Consider the following 24,929-nt stretch of genomic DNA (forward strand, 5'->3'; position numbering starts at 1 on the left):
GAGACCTTGTTATGACTGCCATCGATCTGAATAGCGACCTCGGTGAAAGCTATGGCGCCTGGGGCATGGGCGATGACAAGGCGATGCTTGCCATCGTCTCCAGCGCCAATGTCGCCTGCGGTTTTCATGCCGGCGATCCACTCGGCATCCTGACAACCGTCAGGGCCGCAGCCGAAAAGGGTGTGTCGATCGGGGCGCATGTCTCCTATCCTGATCGCGTCGGCTTCGGCCGGCGTGACATGGATGTCACAAGCGACGAGCTGACCGCGGACGTCATCTATCAGATCGGCGCACTGAAGGGCATGGCCTCTGCAGCTGGCGTCACCGTCGGGTACGTCAAGCCGCATGGTGCGCTTTACAACCGCATTGCCCACGACCCGAAGCAAGGCCAGGCGGTAATTGACGGCATCAAAGCGGTGGACCCCGCGCTGGTGTTGATGGGCCTTGCCAACGCACCGATCCTCAAGCTCGCCCAGGACTCCGGCCTGAAGACCGTTGCGGAAGCCTTTGCCGATCGGTCCTATACGCCGGATGGCGAGCTCGTCTCACGCCGTGAACCGGGTGCCGTACTGCATGATCCCCAGCTGATTGCTCGCCGCATGCTGCAGCTTGCCCATGAGGGCACGCTCGAAACAATTGACGGCTCGACCGTCAAGATCAACGCCCGGTCGATCTGCGTGCATGGCGACAGCCCCGGCGCTGTAGCCATTGCCCAGGAAATCCGCCGCGTCTTCGAAGTTGACGGAATTACCGTCCGCTCCTTTCTGTCCGCCTGATCGAAGCTGAGGGAGACACGCAATGATCGCGATGGAACATCTTCGCCACATCAACACCGAGCCCGCTCGAAAGGCTCGCGAACGCTATCGGGCAGGTAGTATCGAGCCGACCTCGGGCGTCGCGCCGGGCTTCACTCAAGCCAATATGATCGTGCTTCCGCGCGACTGGGCCTTCGACTTCCTGCTTTATGCGCAGCGCAATCCAAAGGCCTGCCCGGTGCTCGATGTATCCGATCCGGGCTCGCATGCGACCATGCTCGCACCAGGTGCTGACCTACGCACTGATCTGCCGCTCTATCGTATCTGGCGTGATGGAAAACTCGCCGAAGAGACCGCGGATGCGACTGGGGCTTGGGCGGAATATCCCGATCTCGTCGGCTTCCTGATCGGCTGCAGCTTCACCTTCGAGACGCCGATGGTGGAGGCCGGGATCGCGATCCGTCACATCACCGAAAAGTCCAATGTGCCGATGTATCTGACCAACAAGCCCTGCCGGTCGGCCGGCCGCCTGCATGGCAACATGGTCGTTTCCATGCGGCCGATTCAGGCGTCCCGCGTGGCGGACGCGGCAACGATCTCGGGCCGCTTCCCCGCGGTGCATGGTGCACCCGTGCATATCGGCGCTCCGGAAGAGATCGGCATCCAGGATCTCGCCAAGCCGGAATTCGGCGATCCGGTGCGCGTCGAGCCGGGCGAAATTCCTGTCTTTTGGGCCTGCGGCGTCACCCCGCAGGCGGCAGTGATGGCTTCCCGCGTACCCTTTGCGATCACCCATGCGCCAGGGCATATGTTCGTCACCGACGTTCCAGATTCCGCCTATCACGCCTGAGGTCCCATGCGTTTCCTGCCCGTCAGCCTGACGACCATGCTTGTCGAACTCGCGGATCTCGATGAGACGCTGGCGCTATTTGCTTCGCTCAGAGCTGATCCGGTGCAAGGTGTCGAGGACATGGTGCCTGCCGCCCGTACGCTTATGATCCGCTTCCGACCGGAAAAGCTCACGCTGGAAGAGCTGGCCGGCGAGATCGCGACACGCGATCTGTCGATGCGCATCGCACCCTCCGGTGAGCTCGTCGAGATCCCCGTCCGCTATGACGGCGAGGATCTTCGCGACGTCGCCGACCTCACCGGCCTGTCGGTCGAGGATGTCGTTCGCCGCCATACCGAGAGCGAATTCACTGTCGCCTTCTGCGGTTTCGCGCCCGGCTTCGGTTATCTCGTCGGCGGCGACCCGACGCTGCAGGTGCCGCGCCGCCAGACCCCGCGTACGAGGATTCCGGCCGGCTCGGTTGCCTTGGCCGGCGCCTTCAGCGGTGTCTATCCGCAGGCAAGCCCAGGAGGCTGGCAGATCATCGGAACGACACCTGAAAAGATGTGGGATCTGTCGCGCGATCCACCGGCGATTCTCCAGCCCGGTTACCGTGTGCGGTTCTTCGATCTCAAAAAGAAGACCGCCCCAACGTCCAGGATCACGACTAAGACGCCGGTCACTCAACCGCCAGAAGTCGCGTCCGGCGCCCTTACGCTCAAGGTTCTCGCTGCCCCCATGCCGGCGCTGTTCCAGGATCTTGGCCGCTTCGGCCAGACCGGCCAGGGGGTTTCATCCTCTGGCGCGCTTGACAAAAGCGCGCTGAGGGCTGCCAATCGCGTGGTCGGCAATCCGGCCGGCATGCCCTGCCTCGAAATCACGCTTGGCGGTTTTTCCTTCGAGATCTCCGGCCGCGCCGTCATGGCGCTCACCGGCGCGGCCTGCCCCATCGGCATCCGCGACGCAGCTGGCCGCACGATCAGCGCTGGGACTTATCAGCCAATCTCGCTTGAAGCCGGCGATATTGTAACACTCGGCCATCCAACCAGGGGCATGCGCAGCTACCTCGCGATGCGCGGCGCTTTTGCAGTAAAGCCCGTACTCGGCAGTGCTTCGACCGATACGCTGGCTGTTGTCGGCCCCGACCCCGTCACAGCAGGTAGCGTTCTAACCGTTAACAATGACGGTTTGGCTCTAACCAGCGTTTCGCTCCATGAATCGCCGGCCTTCGACCATCCTGCCTCCGGCGAGGTCGTCACGCTTGACGTGATCCTAGGCCCGCGCAGTGACTGGTTCACCGACAAAGGAATCGCCACTTTATCCGACCAGCTTTGGCAGGTAACGCCGCAGTCGAACCGGGTGGGCATTCGCCTCGCCGGCAATGTGTCGCTGAAACGTAGGGACAATAGTGAACTGCCAAGCGAAGGCACGGCGACAGGTGCAATCCAGGTGCCACACAACGGCCAGCCGGTCCTTTTTCTTGCCGACCATCCGCTGACCGGCGGCTATCCGGTCATCGGCACGGTCGCCGAATACCATCTCGATCTCGCCGCGCAGATCCCGGTCAACGCCCAGATACACTTCCGGCCCGTGACGGCTTTCGCCGATATTCAGCCTGCCAAGGCCCGAGATCGCGGACGCCGGCCGACAAAAACAGTGAGGAAACATCCATGAAGAAGGTCCTGATCGCCAATCGCGGCGAGATCGCAGTGCGCATCATCCGGGCTTGTCGCGATCACGGCCTGCAATCAGTCGCCGTCTATGCCGATCCGGACATGGACGAACTCTTCGTCAAGCTGGCTGACGAAGCCTATGGGCTCTCGGGCGCACGTCCGGCCGAGACCTACCTCGACATCGACAAACTGATCGACATTGCCAAGCGCTCCGGTGCGGACTCGGTGCATCCGGGCTATGGCTTTTTATCCGAGCGGGCTGAATTCGCCCGCGCGGTGATCGATGCAGGCCTCACCTGGATCGGCCCCGATCCGCATGTCATTGAGGCGTTGGGCGACAAGGTCGAGGCGCGGCGGATCGCAACCAGCGTCGGCGCGCCGCTGGTTTCGGGAAGCGATGGCCCGGTAAAGACGGCGGCCGAAGTCATCGCCTTTGCCGAAGCGCATGGGTTGCCCGTTGCCATCAAGGCCGCCCATGGTGGCGGCGGCCGAGGCCTAAAAGTCGCGTGGAAGATAGAGGAGGTTGCAGAGCTTTATCAGTCGGCAGTCCGCGAGGCAAAGGCCGCCTTTGGACGCGGCGAGTGTTTCCTCGAGCGTTTTCTCGACCGTCCGCGCCATATCGAGGCGCAGGTGCTTGCCGACAAGCACGGTAATGTGCTGGTCCTTGGCACCCGTGATTGCTCGCTGCAGCGACGCAATCAGAAGCTCGTGGAGGAGGCGCCCGCCCCCTTCCTCAGCGACGTACAACGCCAGTCGATCCATGATGCCGCGAAGAAGATCTGCGCCGCCGCCGGCTATTCGGGCGCGGGCACCGTCGAATTCCTGCTCGGCGTCGACGGCACGATCTCCTTCCTCGAAGTGAATACCCGCCTGCAGGTCGAGCATCCGGTAACCGAGGAGACAACCGGCATCGACCTCGTCATCGAACAGTTCCGTATCGCCGACGGCCTGCCTCTGCGGGTCACCGAAACGCCTGCCCCGCGCGGCCATTCGATCGAATTCCGTATCAACGCCGAGGATCCCGGCCGCGGGTTCCTGCCGACGCCAGGTACAATCACCGTCTTCGACGCACCCTCCGGTCCGGGTATCCGACTTGACAGTGGCGTGGCCTCCGGCTCGACGGTGGCCGGCACCTTCGACTCCCTAATAGCGAAGCTAATCGTGACCGGCGCCACGCGCGAAGAAGCGCTGAAACGCGCCCGGCGCGCGCTCAGGGAATTCAAGATCGACGGCATCGCAACGGTTCTCCCCTTTCATCGTGCCGCAATCGAGGCAGAGGACTTTACGGGCGAGAGGGGCTTCAAGGTGCATACACGCTGGATCGAAACCGATTTCGCCGGGCGTCTTGAAGCGGAAGCCCGGCCCGAGCAGGTTGCCGATCCGGCACTGATCCGCACCCATGCGGAAATCGATGGCAAGCGCTATGAAATCGGCATTCCGGCCGCACTGCTGGCTGGTCTCGGCGGGCTTGCAGGCCAAGGCATCAGTGCTCCCGTTAAGGCGGCCAGGGCAGAAGACGCGTCGAGCGTGACCACGCCGATCTCCGGCACGCTGCAAGCCTTCAAAGTCGAGGATGGTGCAGAGGTGTCGGCGGGCGACCTTATCGCTGTGATGGAAGCGATGAAGATGGAGACCCAGGTCACGGCACAGCGGGCCGGCAAGATCCGGATTACCGCCGAGCCCGGCGCCTATCTGCAAGCCGGCACCGAGATCGCCTGCTTCGAAGCCTCGGTGTCGGTCAGCAACGACGATTGATCTCGAATTCCAGGATCACTCCACTTTGCCTGAGTTCGTCGTTCAACCAAGCCTTGCGGGCGAGTCCGTGTCATCTTGCGACAAACGTTTGAGCCGGCCGCTCCTGTTCCAGAGATTTTGGATCTCCTTGCAAAGGCTGGCTGACCGCTTCAGCCCGATAATTTGATCTCGATTCTCTCATGTCACGATCAGGTCCGGGCCTCGCCCATCGCCGATGGGCCAACGCAAACCTAGAGGCGTCTCCGCGGCAAATTCGACAGCTAGCCGCCCTTGTCTTGTGCGAGGCGGCTGCCATCTATCGATGATCATTTGGAATCACGTATCGGTGTCATCGGACATTTGACAGAGAAGCATGGAAATCAGCGAAATCGTCGCCGCTTACATACGTGTCTTGGCTTTGGCTGTCTTAGTCGTCTATGCTTATGCTTGGGTCATTCGCACCGTCGGGCAGAGATTAACGAGGGGCGTTGCGGCAGGCCTTTTGTTTGGCCTCGGCGGCATTCTTTCCATGAATGATCCGATCGTGATGAGACCGGGGCTTATTTATGACGCCCGGTCCATCCTCCTGATCCTGTCCCCCATCTACGCAGGACCGATCGGCACGGTCATTGCGGCAGCAATGATGGGCGCGCACCGTTTCGTTCTCGGCGGCGTCGGCGCGACGGGCGGTGCGGTGAGCGTGGTCCTTGTGGCGCTCTGCGGTTACGCCAGCACGTTCATACCCCGTCACCGCGTCGGCACCGGCTGGGTGAGATCGCTGCTACTCGGCCTTACAACTATCTCTTCCTTCATCGTTCTTGTCTTTCTGCCTCCGGATGTTGCCAGCGACCTCCTTCTAAGCGCTGCGGCTCCCGTCATGCTTGCCAATATTCTCGGCGTGCTCCTTCTTGCCGATCTGCTTGAGCGCGAAAAGCAGCGAGTCCGTATGGTACGTGCGCTCGAAAATGAGGCGAGCGTCGACCCGTTGACGAAGCTGCCGAATCGCCGCGTCTTTCAGCGGGCGGCCGACCGCTGCGCCAAAGAGGCGAGCAATCGCGGGCGGCCCTTCTCGATCATCATGCTCGATGTCGACCACTTCAAGAAGATCAACGATACCTGGGGCCACAGTGTAGGCGACACCGTGCTCTCCAAGGTTGCCGACCTCATTCGCCAGACCGTTCGCAAGGCCGATATCGCAGCCCGCTACGGGGGCGAAGAAATCGTCATTCTGCTTCCGGATACCGAAGGGCGCGACGCATCAACGGTGGCGGAGAAGATCCGCCATGCAATCGAGTCGGAAGACCTGATTGTCGGCGACACCGCAATCAAGGTTACCGTCAGCATCGGCGTCTCGGCTGTCGATTCCGACAACACCAATATTCGTGCGACGATTGAGGCCGCCGACAAGGCTCTCTATCGCGCCAAGACCGCCGGCCGCAACCGCGTCGAATTGGCAAACGCTGCCTGAGAACGGTTTTCCTCTGGGGCCATAGCGGCGCCGCATCTGAGAGCGGAGATCAGCCTGGCGTCTCTGGGCGCGTTGCTTGCCTGAGGTCGGCAAGCCCCCTGTTGGCGCCCTTGCTGCCGGTGGCAGCCGCCGCGGTGAATATCCGTCCGGCATCGCCATACATTTTGAGATTCAGATAGCAGTAGCCCCGCAATACCATGAGGTCGACCGTTTCCCGTTTGATCTGTGCTCGCTGATCGAGATAGATCAGCGTCTCGCGATAACGCTTGGCGCCATAAGCGGCGAGTGCGCGGTCGGCGAGGATCGCGACCTGGAGTTTCGCGGCGCGCTCGCGGCTTTGAGGCGCGTGGGTTGCCGCAACCGCAGCATTGTTGGATAGGCCAACGCGAAGATAGGCGAGACTCTGCCCATAAGCGGCATCTTCGCGTGTCCGGCGCTGGGATCCTTGCAACGCTCTTTCGAAAGCAGCAACTGCTTCCATCGGACGATTGAGGTCCATCAGGCACCAGCCGCGGCTGAGAGCGTCATCGGGACGGAGGATCGTAGCATCCGTCGTAGTCGAGCAGCCGCGTGGCGGGCGGGCGCTGCGCTGGACAGTCACCGTCTCCATTGCCGATCCTTCGGGCCGCATAGCCGGACGTGAAGGCAACGCCGCGCCGCCTTCGGTGGCCGGCCGTTGAGCCGGCTCAGCCGTAGGCGCAACACTTTCTGAAAGTTGACCGGATGCTGGAAGCCGTGCCTCGGCGGAAGGCACCGATAGCGACGTATCGCCAAGTGTGGCGATACGCTGCGAGCGACCGGCCCAACGCCGCTGGACCTCTACTCGACGAGGCCATGGCGCGCCGACCAGCTTGATGGTTTTCCGGGATACTGAGCTCTGGACGCGTAGCATTCGCCCTCCGCCCGCAGCTCTGGCCCGGTTTGTTTGCGATTCGTTAAATAAGAAGTCTTTAATGTATGGTCGAGAATCCGGCCGCTACACGCATGAAAGATAGCGCGTTTTGGTAGAGTTCTGCGTTGACTGCAACGAGGCTTGCTCTAAGCTCTGATTTCGAACGGGCATTGGGGCTTGGCAGGATGCGCCGAGATCACGCGACGGGTTGAGGGGGTGACTCCATGCCGAAAAATCGTGCGAATTGGCCTCAGCTGGTCACGCAAGCGTTCGGATTCGGCAGCCGCGCCGAGGAGCTATTTTCGCTTTGGGATCCCGATCTCCGACTTATCGATTGGTCTGAAACGCTCAAGGAACGCCTGGACTTTGCTGACGAGGCAGCCGTTACATTGCGGGACGTTTATCCCGCCTTGGCAAATCCCGAGTTGGCTGCCCTCGTTCAGCTCGTCGTTGACACCGGCAAGCCGCGAACCATTCATCTCGGCGCCCCTGAGTCCGAGCGGCGCAATCTGCTCTTGTTCCACGCTAAGGCCGGCCTTGCGGTCGTCGAACTCGCCGGCGCTGATGTTGATGAGGCAGCAAAGGCGGAGGAGCAGGAACGGGCATTGCTCCTTCACCAAGCAACCCATGACGTTTTGACCGGACTGCCCAATCGCCGGCAATTCAGCGACAAATTGGGCAAAGCTCTTCCAGTTCGCGGAAAAACCGGCCTTGCACTGATGCAGATCGATCTGGATGATTTCAAGCCCGTCAATGATACGCTGGGCCACGGAGCCGGGGATATCGTCCTCAAGCTTGCCGCAGAGAGAATTCGAAAAACGGTAGGCGAAGACGAGACCGCCTTCCGTCTCGCAGGTGACGAATTCGCCGTCATACAGATCGCTCGAGAGCAACCGGCTGAAGCCGAAAGATTAGCGGATTCGCTGGTCAGCGAATTTAAGAAACCGTTCACGGTAGACGGCATTACCGTGTTTGTCGGTGCCAGTATCGGCGTAGCGATTGCGCCTCGTGACGGCAATGAGAGCGAGCAGCTGATGAAGGCTGCCGACGTTGCCCTTTATGCCGCCAAGAAGGACGGACGCCGGCGCGCGCGGACCTTTGATCCAAGCATGCTGCAAGTGCTGGAACAGCGGGAGGTATTGAGACGAAGCCTGCGAGTGGCGCTGCAACACGGCGAGTTCTTTATCGAATATCAGCCGCTAGTCGATCGGTCGCTGGCGATCACCGGCTTCGAAGCACTTCTGCGCTGGCGACATCCAATCCTCGGAGTAATATCGCCGGTCGCCTTTATCCCTATGGCCGAAGCAGATGGTCTTATGAGCGAAATCGGTCAATGGGTGCTTGAAGAAGCCTGTCGGCAGGCTCTGACTTGGCCCGCCCACTATACCGTAGCGGTCAATCTGTCGCCGGCCGAATTTCTAACGCCAGGCTTGACCGACCGAGTGTCCCAGACGCTCGATACGGTCGGACTGCCCGCAGAACGCTTGGAGCTCGAAATCACCGAAACCGTGCTACTGGAACGCACGATCAACAATCTTGACGCGCTGAACACCCTCAACGTGCTTGGCATCCAGATTTCCCTTGATGATTTTGGAACCGAGTACTCCTCTTTGAGTTATCTCAAGAATTTTCCATTCGATAACATCAAGGTCGACAAGTACTTTATCAACGATCTCCCCGATGATCAGAAGAGTCAGACCATAGTCCGCTTCGTCATAGCAATGGCGCATGGGCTTGGCATGCGGGTGACTGCCGAAGGCGTTGAGACGGCCGAACAGGCTGCCTGGTTGCAGGCGGAGGGATGTGACCGGCTGCAGGGATATTTCGTAAGCCCCCCTCTCAGGGCCGAACTGATTGATGAATTTATTCATAGGAGCCTGCTGACATAGGAACCGCCAATGATCAGGCCAAATCCTGAGTATTAAGCGGCAATTCGCCGAGGAGGTGCCGGTTGAAAAGTCAAGAAGCTGTAATAAGCGTTCCATTTGACCAGCTGCTCAGTCTGAAGATGGACATGGCGACCTTTACCGCCGAATGGTTGCATTGCGATCAGCTGTCTAACTACGTTGCTCGAATGGTCAGCCATGATCGCCGCGACCCTGTGCGCCACTCTAATCTGCTTTCCTCAGCTCTTAACGAGCTCCTGGAGATGTCGTTTCGCTCGGAGGCGGATGATGGTGAATTCGTATGCAGTTTTTACCGCCGGCAGCAGATCGAGCGCGTTGAACTGACCTTTCCTTGCCCGCCAGAACAGCGGCAATTCTACAAAAAAAGCCTCCTGGGGCTAAAAGCCGGCCGAGCGCTTGCGAGCTATCTCAACGTTATCACGAGCGATGCCGCATCTGACGCTCAGGCAATCCTGCTGGGACTGGTTGTGAACTATGATGCTGAAATCCAGATCCGCGATTCGGACACCGGCACACTCACATTTGTCGTCGACCTGCCGCTCGAAAGGCTACAGAATTGACCGCGCAAAGCCCTTCTCCTGTCTTCACAGCGCAATTCGATCTCAACGATCAGGAGTTTTCCTTCGCTGGCGTGCTTCGCCCTCATTCCACGGCTGAAATTGCCGACGAGCTCTTGCTGCTGCGAAATGGGATTGAGATCGTCAACGGCGTTTTATACGTCAATCTGAAGCGCGTTACACACATGAACAGCACGGCATTTCGAGCCCTGACGCGGGTTCTGGTCGATGCTTCGCGTTCAAGGCCTGAGCTCAAGTTTGTGGTTGTCATATCAAGCGTAGTCGCTTGGGCGGCACGGATGTTCCGGCATTTGAGCGATTTTTCACCGAACATTGCCGTCGAGATCTACGATTCTGCTTTCTATCCCGGCCAGACGTTCGTTGAAGACCAAAGCTTCATTCCCATCCTTAGGACGCAGACCAAGATGACCTGGCGACACGAGCGAGAAATCTTGCCACGCCATGGGCTTCACAGCGGCATGGTGATTGCCGACATTTGTTGCGGTATCGGCGATTTCGCGATGCTTGTCAGGAAGGAATTTGGTCCAGCGAGGATCGTTGCGCTAGACCATTCTGTGGCAAGCCTCGACTATGCACGCGACGTTGCGGAAAAATTCGGTGTCCGCGACATTGAATATACCTATGGCGATGCATCGCAGATGCTGTTCGAAAGCGATCAGTTCGATTTTGTGACCTGCCGGCACTCGCTGCAGATCTTCGATCGCCCCGAACTGCTGCTCAGGGAACTCTATCGGATCTGCAAGCCGGGTGGCCGGGTTTATATCACCAACGAGAAAAACTCTCATTGCCTCGGGGAGCCGCGAGCCGACAGCATCCAATGGACCTATATTGAGGTCGCCAAGCTCTTCAGTCACTTCGAAATGGATGTCGAAATGGGGCCAAAGGGCCTGCGCCTTTTGTTGGACGCCGGCTTCGAGGCGGTGAGAATGGAAAGCTTCATGGTCACCAATCTGGACGGCAATCCCCAAGAGTTCGCAGATGTCATCGCAGCATGGCAGGACGTCTACGCAGGCGAAATGTCTGTCCGCAGGGGCGATTCTGCGGAGTTCATCGAACGCTTCAAACAAGGGTTCGCTGACCATATCTTCGCGGCGCTTCATCCAAGGGGCTACGCCGGCTGGCCCATCTGGGCAGCGTCCGGGCAGAAGCCGTTATGATGGTCGATCTGATCAGGAAGCCAAACCTCCGCTTGCGCTCATTTCGGGCGAAATTCATGATTGTTGTTGGCGGGGCAGTCCTTTTCGACCTGCTTGTCAGCGGCGGCCTCGCGCTCTGGAACGTGCAGCGTCTTTCTCGCGACGCGACAGCAGAAGTAGGGCAAGGCCTTGAAAAGGCGAGCCAGGACTATATCCGCTCTTACACGGACTCGACGGCGGCACAGGTTGGCTTGCTTCTTCACCAGGTCCATTCCGACGTCAAGGCGCTGGCTGGCGTGCTTCAAGGCCAGATCGATCAGCCGACGAGAAACAGCGAGATTGGAGCCGCCATGGCAAGGGCGGCTCCAGCTGCGGTGACCGTAACGTTCGACAGCAAAGGCCAGTGGGCCCAGAACCGTCCAGGGTCGCCGTCCGTTGTCAGCGTGTGGGGCTATCTCCTCGACAAGGAACACCATCCGCTGCCGCAGGTGCAGACCGATATCGAGACGAGTGCCGTCCTTGATCTTGTGGCCCCGGACCTTTTGCAGAATGGCGCATCGAAGCTGCAGATGTACTATATTGGGCCGAAGGAGCGTCCGATCTTCAGGACGGCACCTTATACAGATCAAGCGCAAACATTCGATCGGCTCTATCCCGGCCACAATAGCGCAGACTTCTGGGATTTCTTCTTCCCGGCCCTTTACGAGTCTTGGCAAAAATGGGCAATAGACCTCGCTTCCCGGCCGGTCCCTGACAGTATCACGCAGACTGCTCCCTATACGGACGCAATCACCGGCAAACTGATCGTCAGCTTCTTCCATCCGCTTTGGACTGCCGATCGGCGCAGCGTGGCGGGAACTGCCGGAGCAGATATCACCCTTGATCAGCTCGCCGAAATTGTCGAGCGCGTGAAGGTCGCCGAAAGCGGCTTCGGTTTTCTGACCATGTCGGACGGCAACGTCGTTGCAATCAACCCTGCCGGGGAAAAGATCATCGGTCTACGTTCGGCGAGCGACGCGACGAACAAGGGCGTGACGGGTCTTGACCGCTCTTTACGCAACAGCTCGCAAAAGGCAGTCGCCTCACTCCCGCTTGATGCAGATGGCGTCATAAAGCACATTTCGCTAAACGAGAATGGCGAAGACGTTCCTTATCTTGTCGTTACAAAACAGCTAAACGCGACCAATCTTTGGATAAGCGGTCCGATTCAACGCGAGGTCATGTCGCTCGGCATCGTTGTCCCCGAGCGCGAGATCTACGCGTCCCTCATTGCCGCCAGAGACCAAATATCCCGGGCAACCAACCGCATCCTGATTTATCAGATCCTGGCGGTTCTTGTTTCGATGCTCGTCGTTACTGCTGCGGTCTTTGCGGCATCTAAGCGAATTACCAGCGGGATCAGCGCGCTGGCGGGTGCTGCCAAGCGCATCCAGGCAAAGGATTATTCCGTAAGGGTCGACATACCCGCCAAGGACGAAGTCGGCGAGGCTGGTCTCGCGTTCAACCGCATGGCCGAGGAGATCAGCTTCCATACCGAAAATCTTGAGAACCTGGTGGCGGAACGCACAAAGGAAATTGAAGCTGCCAAGGAAGAAATCTCGATCCTGAACGGCCAATTGAAGAGCGAAAACTTGCGCCTTGGTGCCGAGTTGGATGTGGCTCGGCAGATTCAGCTTATGGTGTTGCCACGCGAGAAAGAGCTTGCTGCAATCGAGCAGCTGGAGATTGCCGCCTATATGCGGCCCGCCGACGAAGTTGGTGGGGACTACTACGACATCCTGCAAAACGGAGATCACCTGAAGATCGGCATTGGGGACGTCACGGGCCACGGCCTCGAAAGCGGCGTGCTGATGCTTATGGTGCAGTCCGTCGCCCGCGCGCTACAGGAAGCTGGTGAAACGAACCCCGCAAGATTCCTCACTTATCTGAACCGCTCGATCTACAAGAACATCGAGCGGACAAAAACCGACAAACACCTCTCGCTGTCATTTCTGGACTATGATGGCGAGCGCTTGACCATTTCGGGCCAGCATGAAGATTTAATTGTCGTTCGCCATACGGGCGAAGTCGAACGGATCGACACTGGCGATCTCGGCCTGCCGGTGGGACTTGAATCTGACATATCGCTTTTCATTGATACCCGCGAAATACCTTTTCAGAAAGGCGATTTGATTGTCCTCCATACCGATGGCGTCACGGAGGCGGAAAATCCCCATGGCGAGCTATTCGGGATCGAGCGGCTTTGCGAAAATGCACGCCGCCTGCACGGTCGGACAGCAGAGCAGGTGATGAATGGCATCCTCGAGAGCCTCATGGCTTATATCGGAACGCAAAAGATATATGATGATATCACGCTCGTTGTGATACGGCATAGGTGATGGCATGACAAAGGTTCTCTATGGACAAGAGCATCTCGCCTCCTTTGACACAACACGCGCCGTTCAATTGCGGCTACTCGACGGCCCACTTGATCTTGCCTGGAAGCACTCCAGCATGACATCGGATTTCATCGCCGAGATGATTGCGCTTAGATTTCGACCTTCGAAGCGCCGCTATAATCAGGTTCGACATGACATCAGCTATCTGACGAACGAACTGATCGAGAACGCCATCAAGTTTCGCGCTCCCGGCGAAATCGCCATCGAGGCCGTAGCCGAAGGTGATAACTTTAAAATGAGGGTATCAAATTTCGTCGACAGGGAAACCGCGACCAAGTTCCAGCAGTTGCTGTCGAACATAACGCAAGGCGATCCGAGCGATCTTCTCATCCAGCAGATCGAGGCAAGCGCTGCAACGATCGGTAGCGGTTCCGGATTGGGATTGCTGACTTTGATGAGCGACTACCAGGCAGATCTGGCTTGGCTCTTCGAGGAGGACAGTCCCCGCAACCGGGCAAAACTCGAAACATATGCCGCAATGCCAATTTCACCGTCATGAAACTGCGAGAAATGTGCTATGGAAATCAGAGAAGAAGCGTTCCGCGTCTGGTCCGAGGGTGGTACCGTTTACTTTGACGGAACTATGCGACTGGCAGGTCCCGATGCGTACGCACCCATTCATGCTTTGGCCATGAATGCGCTCAAAGATGGGGACGGTAAGACCATTTTCGACGTAACCGGCCTTCAATTCTTAAACTCCTCCGGCATAAACCTGCTCGCCAAATTGACGATAGAAGCGCGCAAACAGCCGAACATTCATTTGATCGTACGCGGTTCGTCCCAGGTTCCATGGCAGATGAAATCGTTGCCCAATCTCAAGAAGTTGCATCCGGGTGTGGATCTGCGGCTGACCTAACGATCAAGTGTGCGCATGAAAACTGATTGACGCCGGATGATATGGATATTCGCCTCCAGCCTTCGTTAGCCGCGTTTGTTCGTACGTATCCCTCGTTGAAGGGCGTCAGCAATTCTCATTTGGCGGCAGTGCTGATCTTGAGGGTTCTGACTGATATGCTTGGATTGGTTCGACAGACCTGGCGCGGCTTGGCGGACAAGCGGCGTGGGATGAACACGCGTCTGTCGATGAGCGACGTCGGCATGACGGCCTTTTCGGTGTTCTTCGTGCAAAACCTGTTCTGTTGTTCCTGGCCCGTCAGCACCAGCTGAGCGAGGGTCCAGACGGGCATCCCCAGTGACAATCACATCCGCGCCATGCTCGATTTCGTGGGGCTCTCCAGTCTTGACGCACCATTGGACGCGGCGCTGGCCGCGGTAGAACAGGCCGGCACCCTGCCATCGCTGCGCGGCCTGACGGGCATACGTCGATCGCCTTCGGCGGCACGCAATATTCTGGTCGATAGCCTGTCCTGCCCCCCATTGCCCAGCACCGCCGTCTTTCCGCCATCGGAAGCACCGCCAATACAGCACAGGCGGTCAAGAGACGATGGCAGCCCACGTCGCATCGTCCAGGTTCTCGGCAAGCGGGCCGGTGCGGGGCCCTGTCAACCCGGAGCGGCGCGTGCTAGATCACTTGCAACGGGATGCGCCGGCACGGTGCGGCGTGGCCGCAATCTTCATCACGCAAGGGCGATCACGATGAGACAACTCAGTGAAGAGGGCCGACGGACCCTGGAAGGGATTGCAGCGCGGTACGGGGTCAGCCTCGGCGCGGTCGAGCACCTTTTGATGGCGATTATCGCCGGGCAGGCGACCCAGGCCCAGTTCAACCATCCTGATCTGGGTGGGATGGGGCAATGGTCGCAGGGCGGCATGATCATGGTCGGCGACATGTTCAACAATGCGCTGAAGGCAAACGTGGCCGGGCTATGTTCCGAGCTTGCAGCCTTGGTGCGCGGCATGGATTTGCTTGGCCCGCAGACGTCGCACCAGTCCCAATATCAAGGTCAGGGTGGCGGCGTCAGCCTGTTCGTGCCCGGGGCGCTGTCGGCCGGGAACTGGTGGCCCGAGGAATTCGGGCATCCTGCCTCGACCGGGGCGCAGAATGACCTGCGCTACGCCTTTTTCCCGGCAATCCGGCGGCTGGCGATCGATGTCGGCGGCCAGGTTACGGTCTATGACACGAAGGACCATCGCATTGGCGGGTTTTCGCAACAGCAAAGTGGCGACCAGTCGCTGAGCTTTACCTCTCAGCATGGGCTGGTGAAAATTTCGGAACTGGATGTGGTCCGTCAGGACGGCACGGAACCGGCGGACACGCCGGCTAGCGGAACATCCGCTCCCTCGGCTGCGCCGGCGATGTTCGAATCGCCTGCGCCGGAAGCCGCCGAGCCACAAAAAGCGGCGCGTCCAGCACCGGAGGCGCCTCGGCCGGATGAGGACATCTTCGACAAGATTGAACGCCTCGCGGCACTTCATGCAAAAGGCATTCTCACGGATCAGGAATTCGAGACCAAGAAGTCGGAGTTGCTCAGCCGACTATAGCATCGATCAATGGGCCCAGGTAATTGTTGAAGGCTTTCCATCGCACCGCGCTGGAGCAGCGGCGCGTTGGAGTGCCGCCAGCAACCGCGCTCCCGATGGTGGCTCCGTAGTGGTGGAAGCCCGGCATACCATCGACGCGCCACGAGGCAAGCGGCTCGATCAGACCCGCCGTCTCTGCGCCATCAGAAGCGCCGCGAGTACACAGCACAGCAGGCCCAGGGACGAGGGCAGCCCCTGATGTCCGATCAGTTGCATCGCCAAGCCTGTCGCGGGCGAGCCCACGATGCCGCCGACGCCCCATGCGAACGCGAAGGCCGCGTTGCCAGCGATCAAGACTTGACCGGTGAAACGCTCGCCGAGTTGAATCAGCGACATGGTGTAGATCCCGAACGAGACCCCGCCTAAGACGAAAACGAGCGGCCAGATGAGCCACGAGTTGAAGAGCGGCGGCAGCAGCAGGCAGCCGGCCAGCGAAGCCAGGGCACAGAATAACATGGAGTGCGTCGAGCCAAACCGTTCGGCCACGCGTCCGAGCAAAATCTGAAGCACTGCATTGCCTGTTATGAAACAGGTGATGAGCGAAGCGATGCGCTCCTCGGCGCTGCCGAGCGCGGCGCCATAGACCGCGAACAAGGAAAGCAGGATCTGCTCGAAGGCGGCAGCGGTGAAAACCGCGAACAATAGAAGCGGCGCCAGTGCAAGGAAGCCGCCGACCGATGTCGCCGTGCCTTCATGCGGAGTTTTCGGCAGGCGCGGCACGACCGCAAGCACGATCAGGCCGCAGAGAAGGAAGGCCACGATGCCGACGGTGAAGGGCGGCCAACCCTGTGTGCCGACCAGCCCGAGCGACAGCGGGCCGATGGCGAAGCCACCCGAAACGATCGATGAATAGAGGCCCATGATGCGGCCCCGGCGTGGCGCGGGCGTGATCGAGATCAGCCAGGTTTCGCTGATCACGTAAAGCGGATTGGCGAAGAAGCCGAGCAGGAAGCGCAGCGGCATCCAGGTCCAGATTTCCTGCGTCCAGGCAATCGCGATCAGGGTGAGCGCGGCCAGGGCCGAACACAAGATCGCCAGCCGCGCCCCGCCCACGCGCCGCGCCAGCGCCGGAATGAAGGACGCGGATACAATGAAACCCAGCGGCGTCATCGCCGCCGACAAGCCGATCAGGCCGGACGTCGTCCCCTGCCGCTCCAGGATGAAGCTGAGCAGCGGATAGGTGAGCCCCTGTGCCACGGCGAACACCGTGACGGTCGCGATGATGCCCGCCATCGCGGCCCATGGGATCCCCACAGGCGTTCCCGGTTGCGCCGTCTGAGACCAGGCCGATGCAAGGGTGGGGGTATCGTTCATGGCAAACCTCCATACAGGGGTAAAGGGGGCCGGGCCTCGACCTGAAAGAGGATGAATTCTGCAGGATCTGAACAGCGTCGTAATTAAGCTCTCCCAAATAGTTCTCAAAAATTTCCAAACGGGCTATGGATGCGCCGTATGCAGGGATCGCGCTTTGCCTTTGGTCCGTTCGTGCTTGATTCCGGTGCGGGAACGCTCCTTCGGAACGATGTCCCCGTTGCCGTTGGCTACCGCGGGCTGAGGCTGCTTGCAGCGCTCGTCGGACGACCCGGCGAAATCCTGGGCAAGGCCGAGTTGATGGACGCGGCGTGGCCGGGCAGGGCGGTCGAGGAAGGCAACCTCACTGTCCAGATCGCGCAACTCCGGAAGCTGCTTGGTCCGGCCGACGATGCCGGAAATGGGGGCGGTGAATGGATCGCCACAGTTCCGCGCGTCGGCTACCGCTTCTTAGGCACCGTCGAACAGCTCGGTGGCGCGAAGCGAAAACCTTTGCCGCTGCCGAGCAAACCATCGATAGCCGTGCTGCCTTTCGTGAATATCAGCAACGATCCCGAGCAGGAATCCTTCGCGGATGGGTTGACCGAAGACCTGATCACCGACTTGTCCAGGATATCCGGCCTGTTCGTCATCGCACGCAACTCGGCCTTTGCCTACAAAGGTAAGGCGATGGACGTGCGCGGGATCGCCGAGGACCTTGGCGTGCGCTACCTGCTGGAGGGAAGTGCCCGACGCGCCGCTGGGCGCGTACGCATCAACGCGCAGTTGGTCGACGCGTTGAGTGGCGATCATCTATGGGCGGAACGCTTCGATCGCGGCCTCGACGATATCTTTGCCGTTCAGGACGAAGTGACGGCCAAGATCGTGGCGGCGCTGCTCGGCCGGCTGCGTGTAGCGCCGCCGCGCAACCGGCCCAAAAATCTCGAGGCTTACGATCTCTGCGTGCGCGCGCGCAAGCTGATGGATGACTCGCCGCAGACGGCGCGGGAAGCGCATCTGATGCTCACGCGCGCGGTTTCGCTCGATCCTGATTACGCCGAGGCATATCGCTGGCTCGCCATGAACCACTGGATGGGATGGATACATTCCGGCGGACCAACCGAAGCGACCCGTAGCGTTGCCTTGGAACTGGCGCGCACGGCCGTTGCGCTCGATCCAAACGATGGCGGCTGCCGCTGGGTGTTGGCGTATCTGCTTGCCTATGAGCGTCGCTTCACCGAGGCGGATACGGAATTCACCAAGGCGATAGCGCTCGACCCGAACGAGGCCGACGCCTGGGCGGCATTATCCGACATCGCGGTCCTGGCCGGGCGGGTCAATGAGGGCCTTGAGCACATTCGCAAGGCGTTCCGGCTGAATCCGTTTCCGGCAAGCTGGTATTATCTGACGCTTGGCCAGGCGCAATATGCCGCCGGCGACTACGAGGCCGCGGTCGAGACACTGCGCGGCGACGAGACTTATCGTACGAGCTCACGCCGTTTCCTGGCAGCAAGCCTTGCGCAACTCGGCCGGCTCGATGAGGCGCGCGCAGAGGCTGAACTGTTCCTCGTCGGCAATCCGCATTTCACAATCCGCCACTGGGCCGCGACGGAGCCGTTCCGCGACACTGCGATGCTTGAGCATTTCGTTGATGGCTATCGCAAGGCCGGTCTTCCGGAGTGACGCCGGCGTGATGGAAGGCACCGCTTTCCCCTTGGAAGCGGACATGCGGCAGGGGAGAGAAAGCGGCTGCTTTGGTGAATGGCGTCAATTCGGCAAGGGCGAACGAACTTCAGCAAATGTTGCAGCGATCGGTCCGTGGCTGGCGGTCCAGGGTTTGTCCATGAGCTCCTACGTCACGCTTCCTTTCACTACTGATCGATTGTGAAGAGCCGTTGACAGGAGGTATATCTTCTAAATGCCCCCGCTGGGGGCGCCTTGCCATTTCGGCAGTTCGTATCCTTGAAAAATTACGGAAATCCCGTATATTCCGGAAAAAGGAGTTTTCAAGATGACATCGACAGTTACGGCCGCAGCGGTATCCAAGAATTTCGGTGCTTTTCAGGACGCGGCCGTGCGTGAACCGGTAATCATCACTAAGAACGGCCGGCCGCGCACGGTGCTGCTAGCCTATGAAGACTATCTCCGTCTGGCGCGCCGTGATCGTCGCGTCGAGGCCTCCGCGGCTCTGACCGAAGACGATCTTGCAGCGGTTGAGGCAGCCGAGATGGATGGCGACCTCGATGATCTCAATGCCGAGCTGCTGACGGGTAAGAATGCTGCCGATTGAACCCAAGATCGGCTGGGTCTTTCGTTATTCCTATCTCTGGCACTGGCAATACCTTCAAGGCCGCGAAGAGGGCGACAAGGACCGCCCTTGCTTGGTGTTGGCGCTGGTGTCGATGCTCGAGGACGGAACGCGGGTGGTTCGCGTACTGCCGATCACGCACACGCCGCCCTCCGACGCCGCTGAGGCCATCGAGTTGCCACCGGCCACCAAGAGGCGTCTTGGTCTCGACGACGAGCGGTCGTGGATCATTTTGACCGAGAGCAACTGCTTTGTCTGGCCCGGTCCGGACATTCGAGCGGTCGATAGCGAGACAGGCTATTATGGGCCATTGCCACCGGCACTGTTTGACGAGGTTAAGCGCCGCTTCGTCGAATTGGCGCGGGCTCAGCGCCATACCCCGGCGCAACGTAGCGAGTGAACGACGGCAACAGTCGTCTGTCTGTCGACGTCGCGAGTCATCGTTTGGCCAAGCAGATCGCGGGAAGGCTGACGTTGAAATGACAATCCCGCCACAAACGCGACATAGCGACGGCGAAGGCAATGGCGAAGGAGCTATAAGGTGGCATTGTCGGCAACGTCAGCGTCTTCGCGCCCGAATCCGAAGTGATCAACTGGGCGGTGACCTATGACCATGGCCCAAACGGTTCATGGGTGCTGGTGTTCGGCACAAATCCGGCGGCTGCCGATCGACGACGTCGAAGGCATGCAGGTAGCACTCCGCCGCCTGCTTCCCGGCGTTGAGGTTGAAAGCACTTACGGCTGTGGACCTCCGATCCGTACGCTCTCGGCACCTGGTGCATTCTTAAGACCGGTCAGTTGACGCGGCTGCTGCCCGAACCTCGCCGCACCGAGGATCGTCTGTTCCTCGCGAGCGCGGATTCGGCGATCGCATGGCGTAGCTTCATCGACGGTGCGATCGAAAGTGGTTACCGCGGAGCTCGTGAAATCGATCGGTATTTGACTGCCTGAGTTCGCCCGCTGGTGGCCCGACCAGCCGGTCCGAGTGACCAATCCGGTGCTGTCGCGCTTATGACGGAAAACACACTTTTGCGGACGGGAAGGACAAGATGAGGGGATATCTTCTGGCGAGCGCACTGGCGATGTCAGCAGGCGCTAGCGTCGTATATGCCAAAGTCTGAGTTCAAGTAGATTTTCAAAAGCGTGCTAAACTGCGCACGCTGTGCCTCTCAGTTGTAGTCCGGAGCAACCAATGAATATCGTGCAGCCTGTTCGAATTGTTTTGCTTTCGTTCGTTACACTGCTCGTCTTTTGGGCTCTGGGCGGATCATCTTTCGCGCAGACAGCTCCCGCCGAGCTGCCGCCAGAGAAGGCCCGGCAATTCCTAGATCTCCTGTCTGACCCGGAGGTGAAGGCGTGGCTCGAGGGAAAAATCCCTGCGGCCGCCGAGGAGCCGCCTGCCGCGCCGCTGGCCGACGCGATCACGAATTGGGAGGCGGCTGTTCGCGTTCGCCTCGCTGCGCTCGCCGACGCCATCCCCCGCATCCCGCAGGAGCTGTCGAATGCGGCCGGCGTCGTCTCGCGCGACGTGAACTCTGGCAGGCCCGGCCTGGTGATCGGGATCCTGGCAATCCTGATCGTCGTCGGCTTCGGCGCCGAATGGCTCATCCGTCGCGTCTTGGCGCGAGCCCGACGGCCAAACTCGGCTGCAGATCCTGGACAGGCGGTCCTTTCGGAAACTGCCGCACTGTTGACGTTTGCCTTCGCGAGCATCGGCTCGTTCCTGGCATTCGAATGGCCGCCCTTGCTGCGCCGGATCGTGCTGACGTTGCTGCTCGCCTTCATCGCCGTCCGCGTTGTGCGCACCGCTGTCAGGCTGCTGTTTTCATTCGGTGGCGCGAGCCCATCGGACCAGACGACGATAGCCTCTACAGTCGAAAACGACACCCTGCGCCGCTTCTGGCCTCGACGCGTGAGCCTCATCGCCGGCTTCCTGCTGTTCGGCTGGGCGGTCGCCAGTCTCATGCCCAGCCTCGGTTTCTCCATCGACGTGGCGCGGCTGGTGGCCCTTCTGTGCGGGCTGGGCATGCTGGCAGTCGCCATCGAGATCGTCTGGCGGCGGCCCGGCCGAACGACGTCTGCCCTCAGCCAGTCGCTACTCTCGCTCTCCTTGATGGCGCTTTGGGTGGCCTGGGTGGCCGGGCTGCTCGGCGTGCTGTGGCTCGGCCTCTATGCTCTGCTTCTGCCGGCGGCGGTGCGTGGCGTCGGCAACGTCGCGCAAGCATTCGTAGGCAGGGCGCAGCGCAGCGGCGCCCTCGGCGTCATGCTGAACGTGTTCATTGTCAGAGGCGCCAGGGCGGTCGTCATCGCGACCGCGGTCGCCTGGCTTGCCTATATCTGGCGCATCAGGGCGGCCGCCTTTGCCAGCAGCGAGACCGGCGCGCTCGTGGTATCCGGGCTGCTCAACGGCGTCATCGTGCTTCTGGTCGCGGACCTGCTCTGGCAATTGTCAAAAGCGTTGATTGCTTACCGCATCGACCTTGCGCCAGCCCAAGGCGCCAGCGCAGATGAATTGGCCCGCAGCGGCCGACTTCGCACGCTGCTGCCGATATTCCGCAACGCATTGGCCGTCTTCATCGGCGCCGTCACGGTGCTGACGATCCTGTCCGGGCTGGGTGTGCAGATCGCACCGCTGATAGCGGGCGCGGGCATTTTCGGCGTCGCCATCGGTTTCGGTTCGCAAACGCTGGTCAAGGACGTCTTGAGCGGTGTCTTCTACATGTTGGATGATGCCTTCCGTGTCGGCGAATACATCCAGAGCGGCAGCTATAAGGGGACCGTCGAATCCTTCAGCTTGCGGTCGGTGCGGCTGCGGCATCACCGCGGCCCGATCTTTACCGTGCCGTTCGGCGAACTCGGCGCCATCCAGAACATGAGCCGGGATTGGGTGCTCGACAAGATGACGATCAGCGTCACCTACGACTCGAACGTGGAGCTTGCGCGCAAGCTCATCAAGAAGATCGGTCAGGAGCTGGCCGCCGATCCGGAGTACGCTGCCGATACGCTCGAGCCGCTGAAGATGCAGGGCGTCGACAGCTTTGGCGATTCCGGGATCGTGCTCAGGATGAAGCTGATGACCAAGCCGGGCATGCAATTCCCCATCAAGCGGAAGGCTTTGATGATGATCAAGACGGCGTTCGATGAAAACGGCATAAAGATCGCCGTGCCTACCGTCCATGTGGAGGGCGGCTCGGAGAATGCGGCGGCGGCTCATCAGCAAGTGACGAAGATGAACCAGGCTGCGGAGCAGGCGGCAATCGGAGCGTAGTTTGAAGCGTGGCGTGCGACAAGCAGTGGGAGGTATAGTCGAACGAAATGAACCGCGCAGCGCCTCAGGACCTCTGGTCGGTTCGAAATCCGAGCGTATGAGCATATCGCTTGGCGAGACACGAACTCAGCTTTCGAGAAGCCGTTTAAAGCAGCTCCGGGAAAGGATCGAAGATGGCCGTATACGTGGCCGAGATATCAGGACGAGGGATCGTCGCTTTTGACGCCGCAAGTGATGATGAGGCAAGAGTGCGGTTGGCGGACAAAGCACTTCAGCGGGACCTGTATGTGTTCCAACACGAAGGTCGCGCCCTCTGGGACGGTGTCTCCGAAATCCACTTGCGGGGTGCGCTCCCAAAGGAGGCCGAAACCTGGCAAGCCAGCCACACGATGGCTGGGCAGTCGGGCGGTTCTGGTAATTACAAACACAGGCACGTCTTCCTTGTCCCAGTCGTCGATCCTTCAAGATTCGCCGACGACGATGACGATCACGATGACGATGACCAAGGCGACTGAAATATCGGGTGCGTTCTCAGCATTCCTCCAATCCGGCGGCGGCTAACGTCGAGCGCTGTTGCAGACTACGTCTGGGGCTACTGCGGAACGAGCGAACCAGATTCAGCCAGACCATTTTCGAAGTTACGAAAGCTGACAACCAGAGAAATTGGATCGTTCCTGCTCCGCACCATCAAGGAACAGTCACCGAACGGGCTGCGTCGGCAAACTCTTACACACGCGCGATTTTCGGGCTACGTCCGTCGGCATACCTGACTTGTTCAACAGCGCTCTGGCGCCCTGAGCAAAAGGTCCGAAAGGGGATCGAGACGCGACCTCTGTGACGTTGACCGCAAAGGTCTCGATATGGCGCACGTGGTCGGTTGGTGCGTTCAGCCTTCAGATTGCCCGATGTGGGTGGGACGAAGGTTGTCGTCGCCGAAGTTCTGACCAGCGACCGGACTGCCTACCTTCCGGACCTTCCGTGACAGCGTCTGAGCGAACCGAGTTTTCGACAGCCACCTCGGTGGTCCTCCAATTTGGGGAAGTGCTACGCTCGCTCCATTCTGCTAACGTGCGCTGACACTCAAGGAAAAGGCCATGCCCAGCCCGTCGCAACAGATCATGAGGCTAGGATTCGGGTTCGCCGTGTCACAGGCGCTGCGCGTCGTGATCGAACTTGGTGTCCCCGATCTCCTGGCCGCCGGCGAGCAGTCGGTGGATGAACTAGCGGCTTCCACTCGGTCAGATGCTGACGCGCTTTATCGTGTCATGCGACTTCTCGCGGCTGAAGGGGTCTTCAGGGAAGTATTGCCCCGGCATTTCGAGTTGACCGAGGTTGGCGCAGTGCTGCGCTCCGATCGGCCGGGTCCCCGTGACTTCGTCCGTATGATCAACAGCGAGGCTTATCTTGCCTTCGAGCAGCTTCGGTATTCTGTCCGCACAGGAATGCCAGCCTTCGACAAGGTGTTCGGGAGCCCAAGGTTTGACTGGCTGTCGGAACACCCCGAGCAGGCTGCCTTGTTTCAGCGTGCCATGGTCGCCGTGAGCCAAGGCAGCAACGAGGCCGTTGCCGAAGCCTATGACTTCGGGCCGTTCATGCGGATCATCGACGTTGGCGGCGGACATGGTCAGCTTCTCTCGGCGATCCTGGCCCGCAACCCCCATTTGAGCGGCGTGCTTTTCGATCTGCCTTCGGGCGTCGCGGCAGCACAGCAGGGTACCGGAGGCGCCCTGCCGCGCACCGAATTTATCGCCGGTGACTTCTTTGAGAGCGTCCCCAGTGGTGACGTCTACCTCATCAAGAAGGTCGTTCACGATTGGGATGATGGGGGTGCTGCAACGATCCTGCGAAATTGCCGTAAGGCTATGCTGCCGAACGGGAGAGTGCTCGTGGCCGAGACGCTGGTGCCGCCGGGTGACGAACCGGACCTGATTAAAGAAATCGACGTGGTCATGCTCGCCGTCACCGGCGGCCTGGAGAGGACGGAGGCACAGTATGCAAGCCTGTTCGACGCCGCAGGGCTACGGCTTGAACGAGTGATTCAGACCCAAGGACCCATTTCCATCCTTGAGGCGTCTCCAGCCTAAGGCAAATACGATCAATGCTACCGGAATGTGCAATGGGTGCTTTCGGCCCTTACGTTGACAGCTCGGGGAGTCGAGATTGACGTCAAAG

22 protein-coding genes and 1 pseudogene are annotated in these 24,929 nt (G+C 60.0%); 21 read left to right on the forward strand and 2 right to left on the reverse strand.

Translation table 11 applies throughout. The annotated features are described in order from the left end of the window. Positions 1–11 precede the first annotated feature (11 nt). The 5 genes from ACZ9BX_RS30015 to ACZ9BX_RS30035 all read left to right on the forward strand — a co-directional run bounded on the left by ACZ9BX_RS30015 (position 12) and on the right by ACZ9BX_RS30035 (position 6,459). On the forward strand, positions 12–776 hold the full coding sequence (locus ACZ9BX_RS30015; RefSeq protein ID WP_476221886.1) for a LamB/YcsF family protein: 765 nt from the start codon (positions 12–14) through the stop codon (positions 774–776). 22 nt (positions 777–798) lie between these two features. Further along, the gene (locus ACZ9BX_RS30020) at positions 799–1,605 is read left to right on the forward strand and encodes a putative hydro-lyase (protein ID WP_476221888.1); all 807 of its coding nucleotides are present in this window, start codon (positions 799–801) and stop codon (positions 1,603–1,605) included. Between the two features lie 6 nt (positions 1,606–1,611). Further along, entirely contained in the window at positions 1,612–3,258 is a 1,647-nt protein-coding gene (locus tag ACZ9BX_RS30025) for a 5-oxoprolinase subunit B/C family protein (protein WP_476221889.1), read from the forward strand. Then, complete coding sequence (locus ACZ9BX_RS30030; protein ID WP_476221890.1) at positions 3,255–5,012, forward strand: acetyl/propionyl/methylcrotonyl-CoA carboxylase subunit alpha; 1,758 nt, start codon at positions 3,255–3,257, stop codon at positions 5,010–5,012. Before ACZ9BX_RS30025 ends, ACZ9BX_RS30030 begins: the two co-directional genes overlap by 4 nt. A 352-nt stretch (positions 5,013–5,364) precedes the next feature. Beyond that, the gene (locus tag ACZ9BX_RS30035; RefSeq protein WP_476221892.1) at positions 5,365–6,459 is read left to right on the forward strand and encodes a GGDEF domain-containing protein; all 1,095 of its coding nucleotides are present in this window, start codon (positions 5,365–5,367) and stop codon (positions 6,457–6,459) included. A gap of 49 nt (positions 6,460–6,508) precedes the next feature. Here the strand turns inward: ACZ9BX_RS30035 and ACZ9BX_RS30040 are convergent. Beyond that, positions 6,509–7,282 (reverse strand): annotated as a pseudogene (locus ACZ9BX_RS30040) (cellulose synthase); the annotation flags it as partial. Positions 7,283–7,575: 293 nt separating this feature from the next. Between ACZ9BX_RS30040 and ACZ9BX_RS30045 the strand changes: the two are divergent. From ACZ9BX_RS30045 to ACZ9BX_RS30080, 8 genes are all read left to right on the forward strand, one after another. Next, positions 7,576–9,240 carry a putative bifunctional diguanylate cyclase/phosphodiesterase gene (locus tag ACZ9BX_RS30045; RefSeq protein WP_476221893.1) on the forward strand — a complete coding sequence of 555 codons (1,665 nt, stop codon included), beginning with the start codon at positions 7,576–7,578 and terminating at the stop codon, positions 9,238–9,240. Positions 9,241–9,359: 119 nt separating this feature from the next. After that, entirely contained in the window at positions 9,360–9,818 is a 459-nt protein-coding gene (locus ACZ9BX_RS30050; RefSeq protein ID WP_476223085.1) for a ubiquinone biosynthesis methyltransferase UbiE, read from the forward strand. Next, positions 9,815–10,993: a methyltransferase domain-containing protein gene (locus ACZ9BX_RS30055; RefSeq protein WP_476221894.1), complete on the forward strand. Its 1,179-nt coding sequence runs from the start codon at positions 9,815–9,817 to the stop codon at positions 10,991–10,993. The genes ACZ9BX_RS30050 and ACZ9BX_RS30055 overlap by 4 nt, the downstream gene beginning before the upstream one ends. Positions 10,994–11,049: 56 nt before the next feature. Beyond that, positions 11,050–13,350, forward strand: a complete 2,301-nt coding sequence (locus ACZ9BX_RS30060) for a SpoIIE family protein phosphatase (RefSeq protein ID WP_476221896.1) — start codon at positions 11,050–11,052, stop codon at positions 13,348–13,350. A 4-nt stretch (positions 13,351–13,354) separates the two neighbouring features. Next, complete coding sequence (locus ACZ9BX_RS30065) at positions 13,355–13,909, forward strand: slr1658 superfamily regulator (protein ID WP_476221897.1); 555 nt, start codon at positions 13,355–13,357, stop codon at positions 13,907–13,909. A gap of 18 nt (positions 13,910–13,927) precedes the next feature. Next, positions 13,928–14,266 carry a slr1659 superfamily regulator gene (locus ACZ9BX_RS30070; RefSeq protein WP_132563544.1) on the forward strand — a complete coding sequence of 113 codons (339 nt, stop codon included), beginning with the start codon at positions 13,928–13,930 and terminating at the stop codon, positions 14,264–14,266. A 26-nt stretch (positions 14,267–14,292) separates the two neighbouring features. Continuing rightward, positions 14,293–14,577, forward strand: coding sequence for a hypothetical protein (locus tag ACZ9BX_RS30075; RefSeq protein WP_476221898.1), 285 nt, complete (start codon positions 14,293–14,295; stop codon positions 14,575–14,577). A gap of 84 nt (positions 14,578–14,661) precedes the next feature. Continuing rightward, positions 14,662–15,852 (forward strand): SHOCT domain-containing protein, encoded by a 1,191-nt coding sequence (locus tag ACZ9BX_RS30080; RefSeq protein ID WP_476221900.1) that lies wholly within the window; start codon positions 14,662–14,664, stop codon positions 15,850–15,852. 159 nt (positions 15,853–16,011) lie between these two features. On the opposite strand, the gene ACZ9BX_RS30085 is transcribed toward ACZ9BX_RS30080, so the two are convergent. Further along, complete coding sequence (locus tag ACZ9BX_RS30085; RefSeq protein WP_476223086.1) at positions 16,012–17,124, reverse strand: MFS transporter; 1,113 nt, start codon at positions 17,122–17,124, stop codon at positions 16,012–16,014. Between the two features lie 219 nt (positions 17,125–17,343). On the opposite strand from ACZ9BX_RS30085, the gene ACZ9BX_RS30090 reads away from it, so the two are divergent. From ACZ9BX_RS30090 to ACZ9BX_RS30125, 8 genes are all read left to right on the forward strand, one after another. Further along, positions 17,344–18,864, forward strand: a complete 1,521-nt coding sequence (locus tag ACZ9BX_RS30090) for a winged helix-turn-helix domain-containing tetratricopeptide repeat protein (RefSeq protein WP_476221902.1) — start codon at positions 17,344–17,346, stop codon at positions 18,862–18,864. A 7-nt stretch (positions 18,865–18,871) separates the two neighbouring features. After that, positions 18,872–19,069 (forward strand): hypothetical protein, encoded by a 198-nt coding sequence (locus ACZ9BX_RS30095; protein WP_476221904.1) that lies wholly within the window; start codon positions 18,872–18,874, stop codon positions 19,067–19,069. 123 nt (positions 19,070–19,192) lie between these two features. Beyond that, a complete protein-coding gene (locus ACZ9BX_RS30100; RefSeq protein WP_027512127.1) occupies positions 19,193–19,471 on the forward strand; it encodes a type II toxin-antitoxin system Phd/YefM family antitoxin in 279 nt (92 codons plus the stop codon). Further along, entirely contained in the window at positions 19,458–19,889 is a 432-nt protein-coding gene (locus ACZ9BX_RS30105) for a plasmid maintenance toxin (PemK-like) (protein ID WP_476221905.1), read from the forward strand. The genes ACZ9BX_RS30100 and ACZ9BX_RS30105 overlap by 14 nt, the downstream gene beginning before the upstream one ends. Positions 19,890–20,230: 341 nt before the next feature. Next, the gene (locus ACZ9BX_RS30110) at positions 20,231–20,440 is read left to right on the forward strand and encodes an FAD-dependent oxidoreductase (protein WP_476223087.1); all 210 of its coding nucleotides are present in this window, start codon (positions 20,231–20,233) and stop codon (positions 20,438–20,440) included. A gap of 241 nt (positions 20,441–20,681) precedes the next feature. Next, the gene (locus tag ACZ9BX_RS30115) at positions 20,682–22,757 is read left to right on the forward strand and encodes a mechanosensitive ion channel family protein (RefSeq protein WP_476221906.1); all 2,076 of its coding nucleotides are present in this window, start codon (positions 20,682–20,684) and stop codon (positions 22,755–22,757) included. A gap of 173 nt (positions 22,758–22,930) precedes the next feature. Then, positions 22,931–23,272 carry a hypothetical protein gene (locus tag ACZ9BX_RS30120; RefSeq protein WP_476221907.1) on the forward strand — a complete coding sequence of 114 codons (342 nt, stop codon included), beginning with the start codon at positions 22,931–22,933 and terminating at the stop codon, positions 23,270–23,272. Between the two features lie 579 nt (positions 23,273–23,851). Further along, complete coding sequence (locus tag ACZ9BX_RS30125; RefSeq protein ID WP_476221909.1) at positions 23,852–24,841, forward strand: methyltransferase; 990 nt, start codon at positions 23,852–23,854, stop codon at positions 24,839–24,841. Positions 24,842–24,929: the final 88 nt, after the last annotated feature.

It is taken from the genome of Rhizobium sp. USDA 3886, assembly GCF_056279785.1.

What these genes read in the sequence shown, in the direction of transcription:
- ACZ9BX_RS30025 (WP_476221889.1), top strand. Translation starts at nt 1,612, where the DNA reads ATGCGTTTCCTGCCCGTCAGCCTGACGACCATGCTTGTCGAACTCGCG.
- ACZ9BX_RS30020 (WP_476221888.1), top strand. Translation starts at nt 799, where the DNA reads ATGATCGCGATGGAACATCTTCGCCACATCAACACCGAGCCCGCTCGA.
- ACZ9BX_RS30120 (WP_476221907.1), top strand. Translation starts at nt 22,931, where the DNA reads ATGGCCGTATACGTGGCCGAGATATCAGGACGAGGGATCGTCGCTTTT.
- ACZ9BX_RS30085 (WP_476223086.1), bottom strand. Translation starts at nt 17,124, where the DNA reads ATGGCGGGCATCATCGCGACCGTCACGGTGTTCGCCGTGGCACAGGGG.
- ACZ9BX_RS30100 (WP_027512127.1), top strand. Translation starts at nt 19,193, where the DNA reads ATGACATCGACAGTTACGGCCGCAGCGGTATCCAAGAATTTCGGTGCT.
- ACZ9BX_RS30050 (WP_476223085.1), top strand. Translation starts at nt 9,360, where the DNA reads ATGGACATGGCGACCTTTACCGCCGAATGGTTGCATTGCGATCAGCTG.
- ACZ9BX_RS30105 (WP_476221905.1), top strand. Translation starts at nt 19,458, where the DNA reads ATGCTGCCGATTGAACCCAAGATCGGCTGGGTCTTTCGTTATTCCTAT.
- ACZ9BX_RS30015 (WP_476221886.1), top strand. Translation starts at nt 12, where the DNA reads ATGACTGCCATCGATCTGAATAGCGACCTCGGTGAAAGCTATGGCGCC.
- ACZ9BX_RS30045 (WP_476221893.1), top strand. Translation starts at nt 7,576, where the DNA reads ATGCCGAAAAATCGTGCGAATTGGCCTCAGCTGGTCACGCAAGCGTTC.
- ACZ9BX_RS30065 (WP_476221897.1), top strand. Translation starts at nt 13,355, where the DNA reads ATGACAAAGGTTCTCTATGGACAAGAGCATCTCGCCTCCTTTGACACA.
- ACZ9BX_RS30115 (WP_476221906.1), top strand. Translation starts at nt 20,682, where the DNA reads ATGAATATCGTGCAGCCTGTTCGAATTGTTTTGCTTTCGTTCGTTACA.
- ACZ9BX_RS30060 (WP_476221896.1), top strand. Translation starts at nt 11,050, where the DNA reads ATGATTGTTGTTGGCGGGGCAGTCCTTTTCGACCTGCTTGTCAGCGGC.
- ACZ9BX_RS30035 (WP_476221892.1), top strand. Translation starts at nt 5,365, where the DNA reads ATGGAAATCAGCGAAATCGTCGCCGCTTACATACGTGTCTTGGCTTTG.
- ACZ9BX_RS30070 (WP_132563544.1), top strand. Translation starts at nt 13,928, where the DNA reads ATGGAAATCAGAGAAGAAGCGTTCCGCGTCTGGTCCGAGGGTGGTACC.
- ACZ9BX_RS30125 (WP_476221909.1), top strand. Translation starts at nt 23,852, where the DNA reads ATGCCCAGCCCGTCGCAACAGATCATGAGGCTAGGATTCGGGTTCGCC.
- ACZ9BX_RS30030 (WP_476221890.1), top strand. Translation starts at nt 3,255, where the DNA reads ATGAAGAAGGTCCTGATCGCCAATCGCGGCGAGATCGCAGTGCGCATC.
- ACZ9BX_RS30090 (WP_476221902.1), top strand. Translation starts at nt 17,344, where the DNA reads ATGCAGGGATCGCGCTTTGCCTTTGGTCCGTTCGTGCTTGATTCCGGT.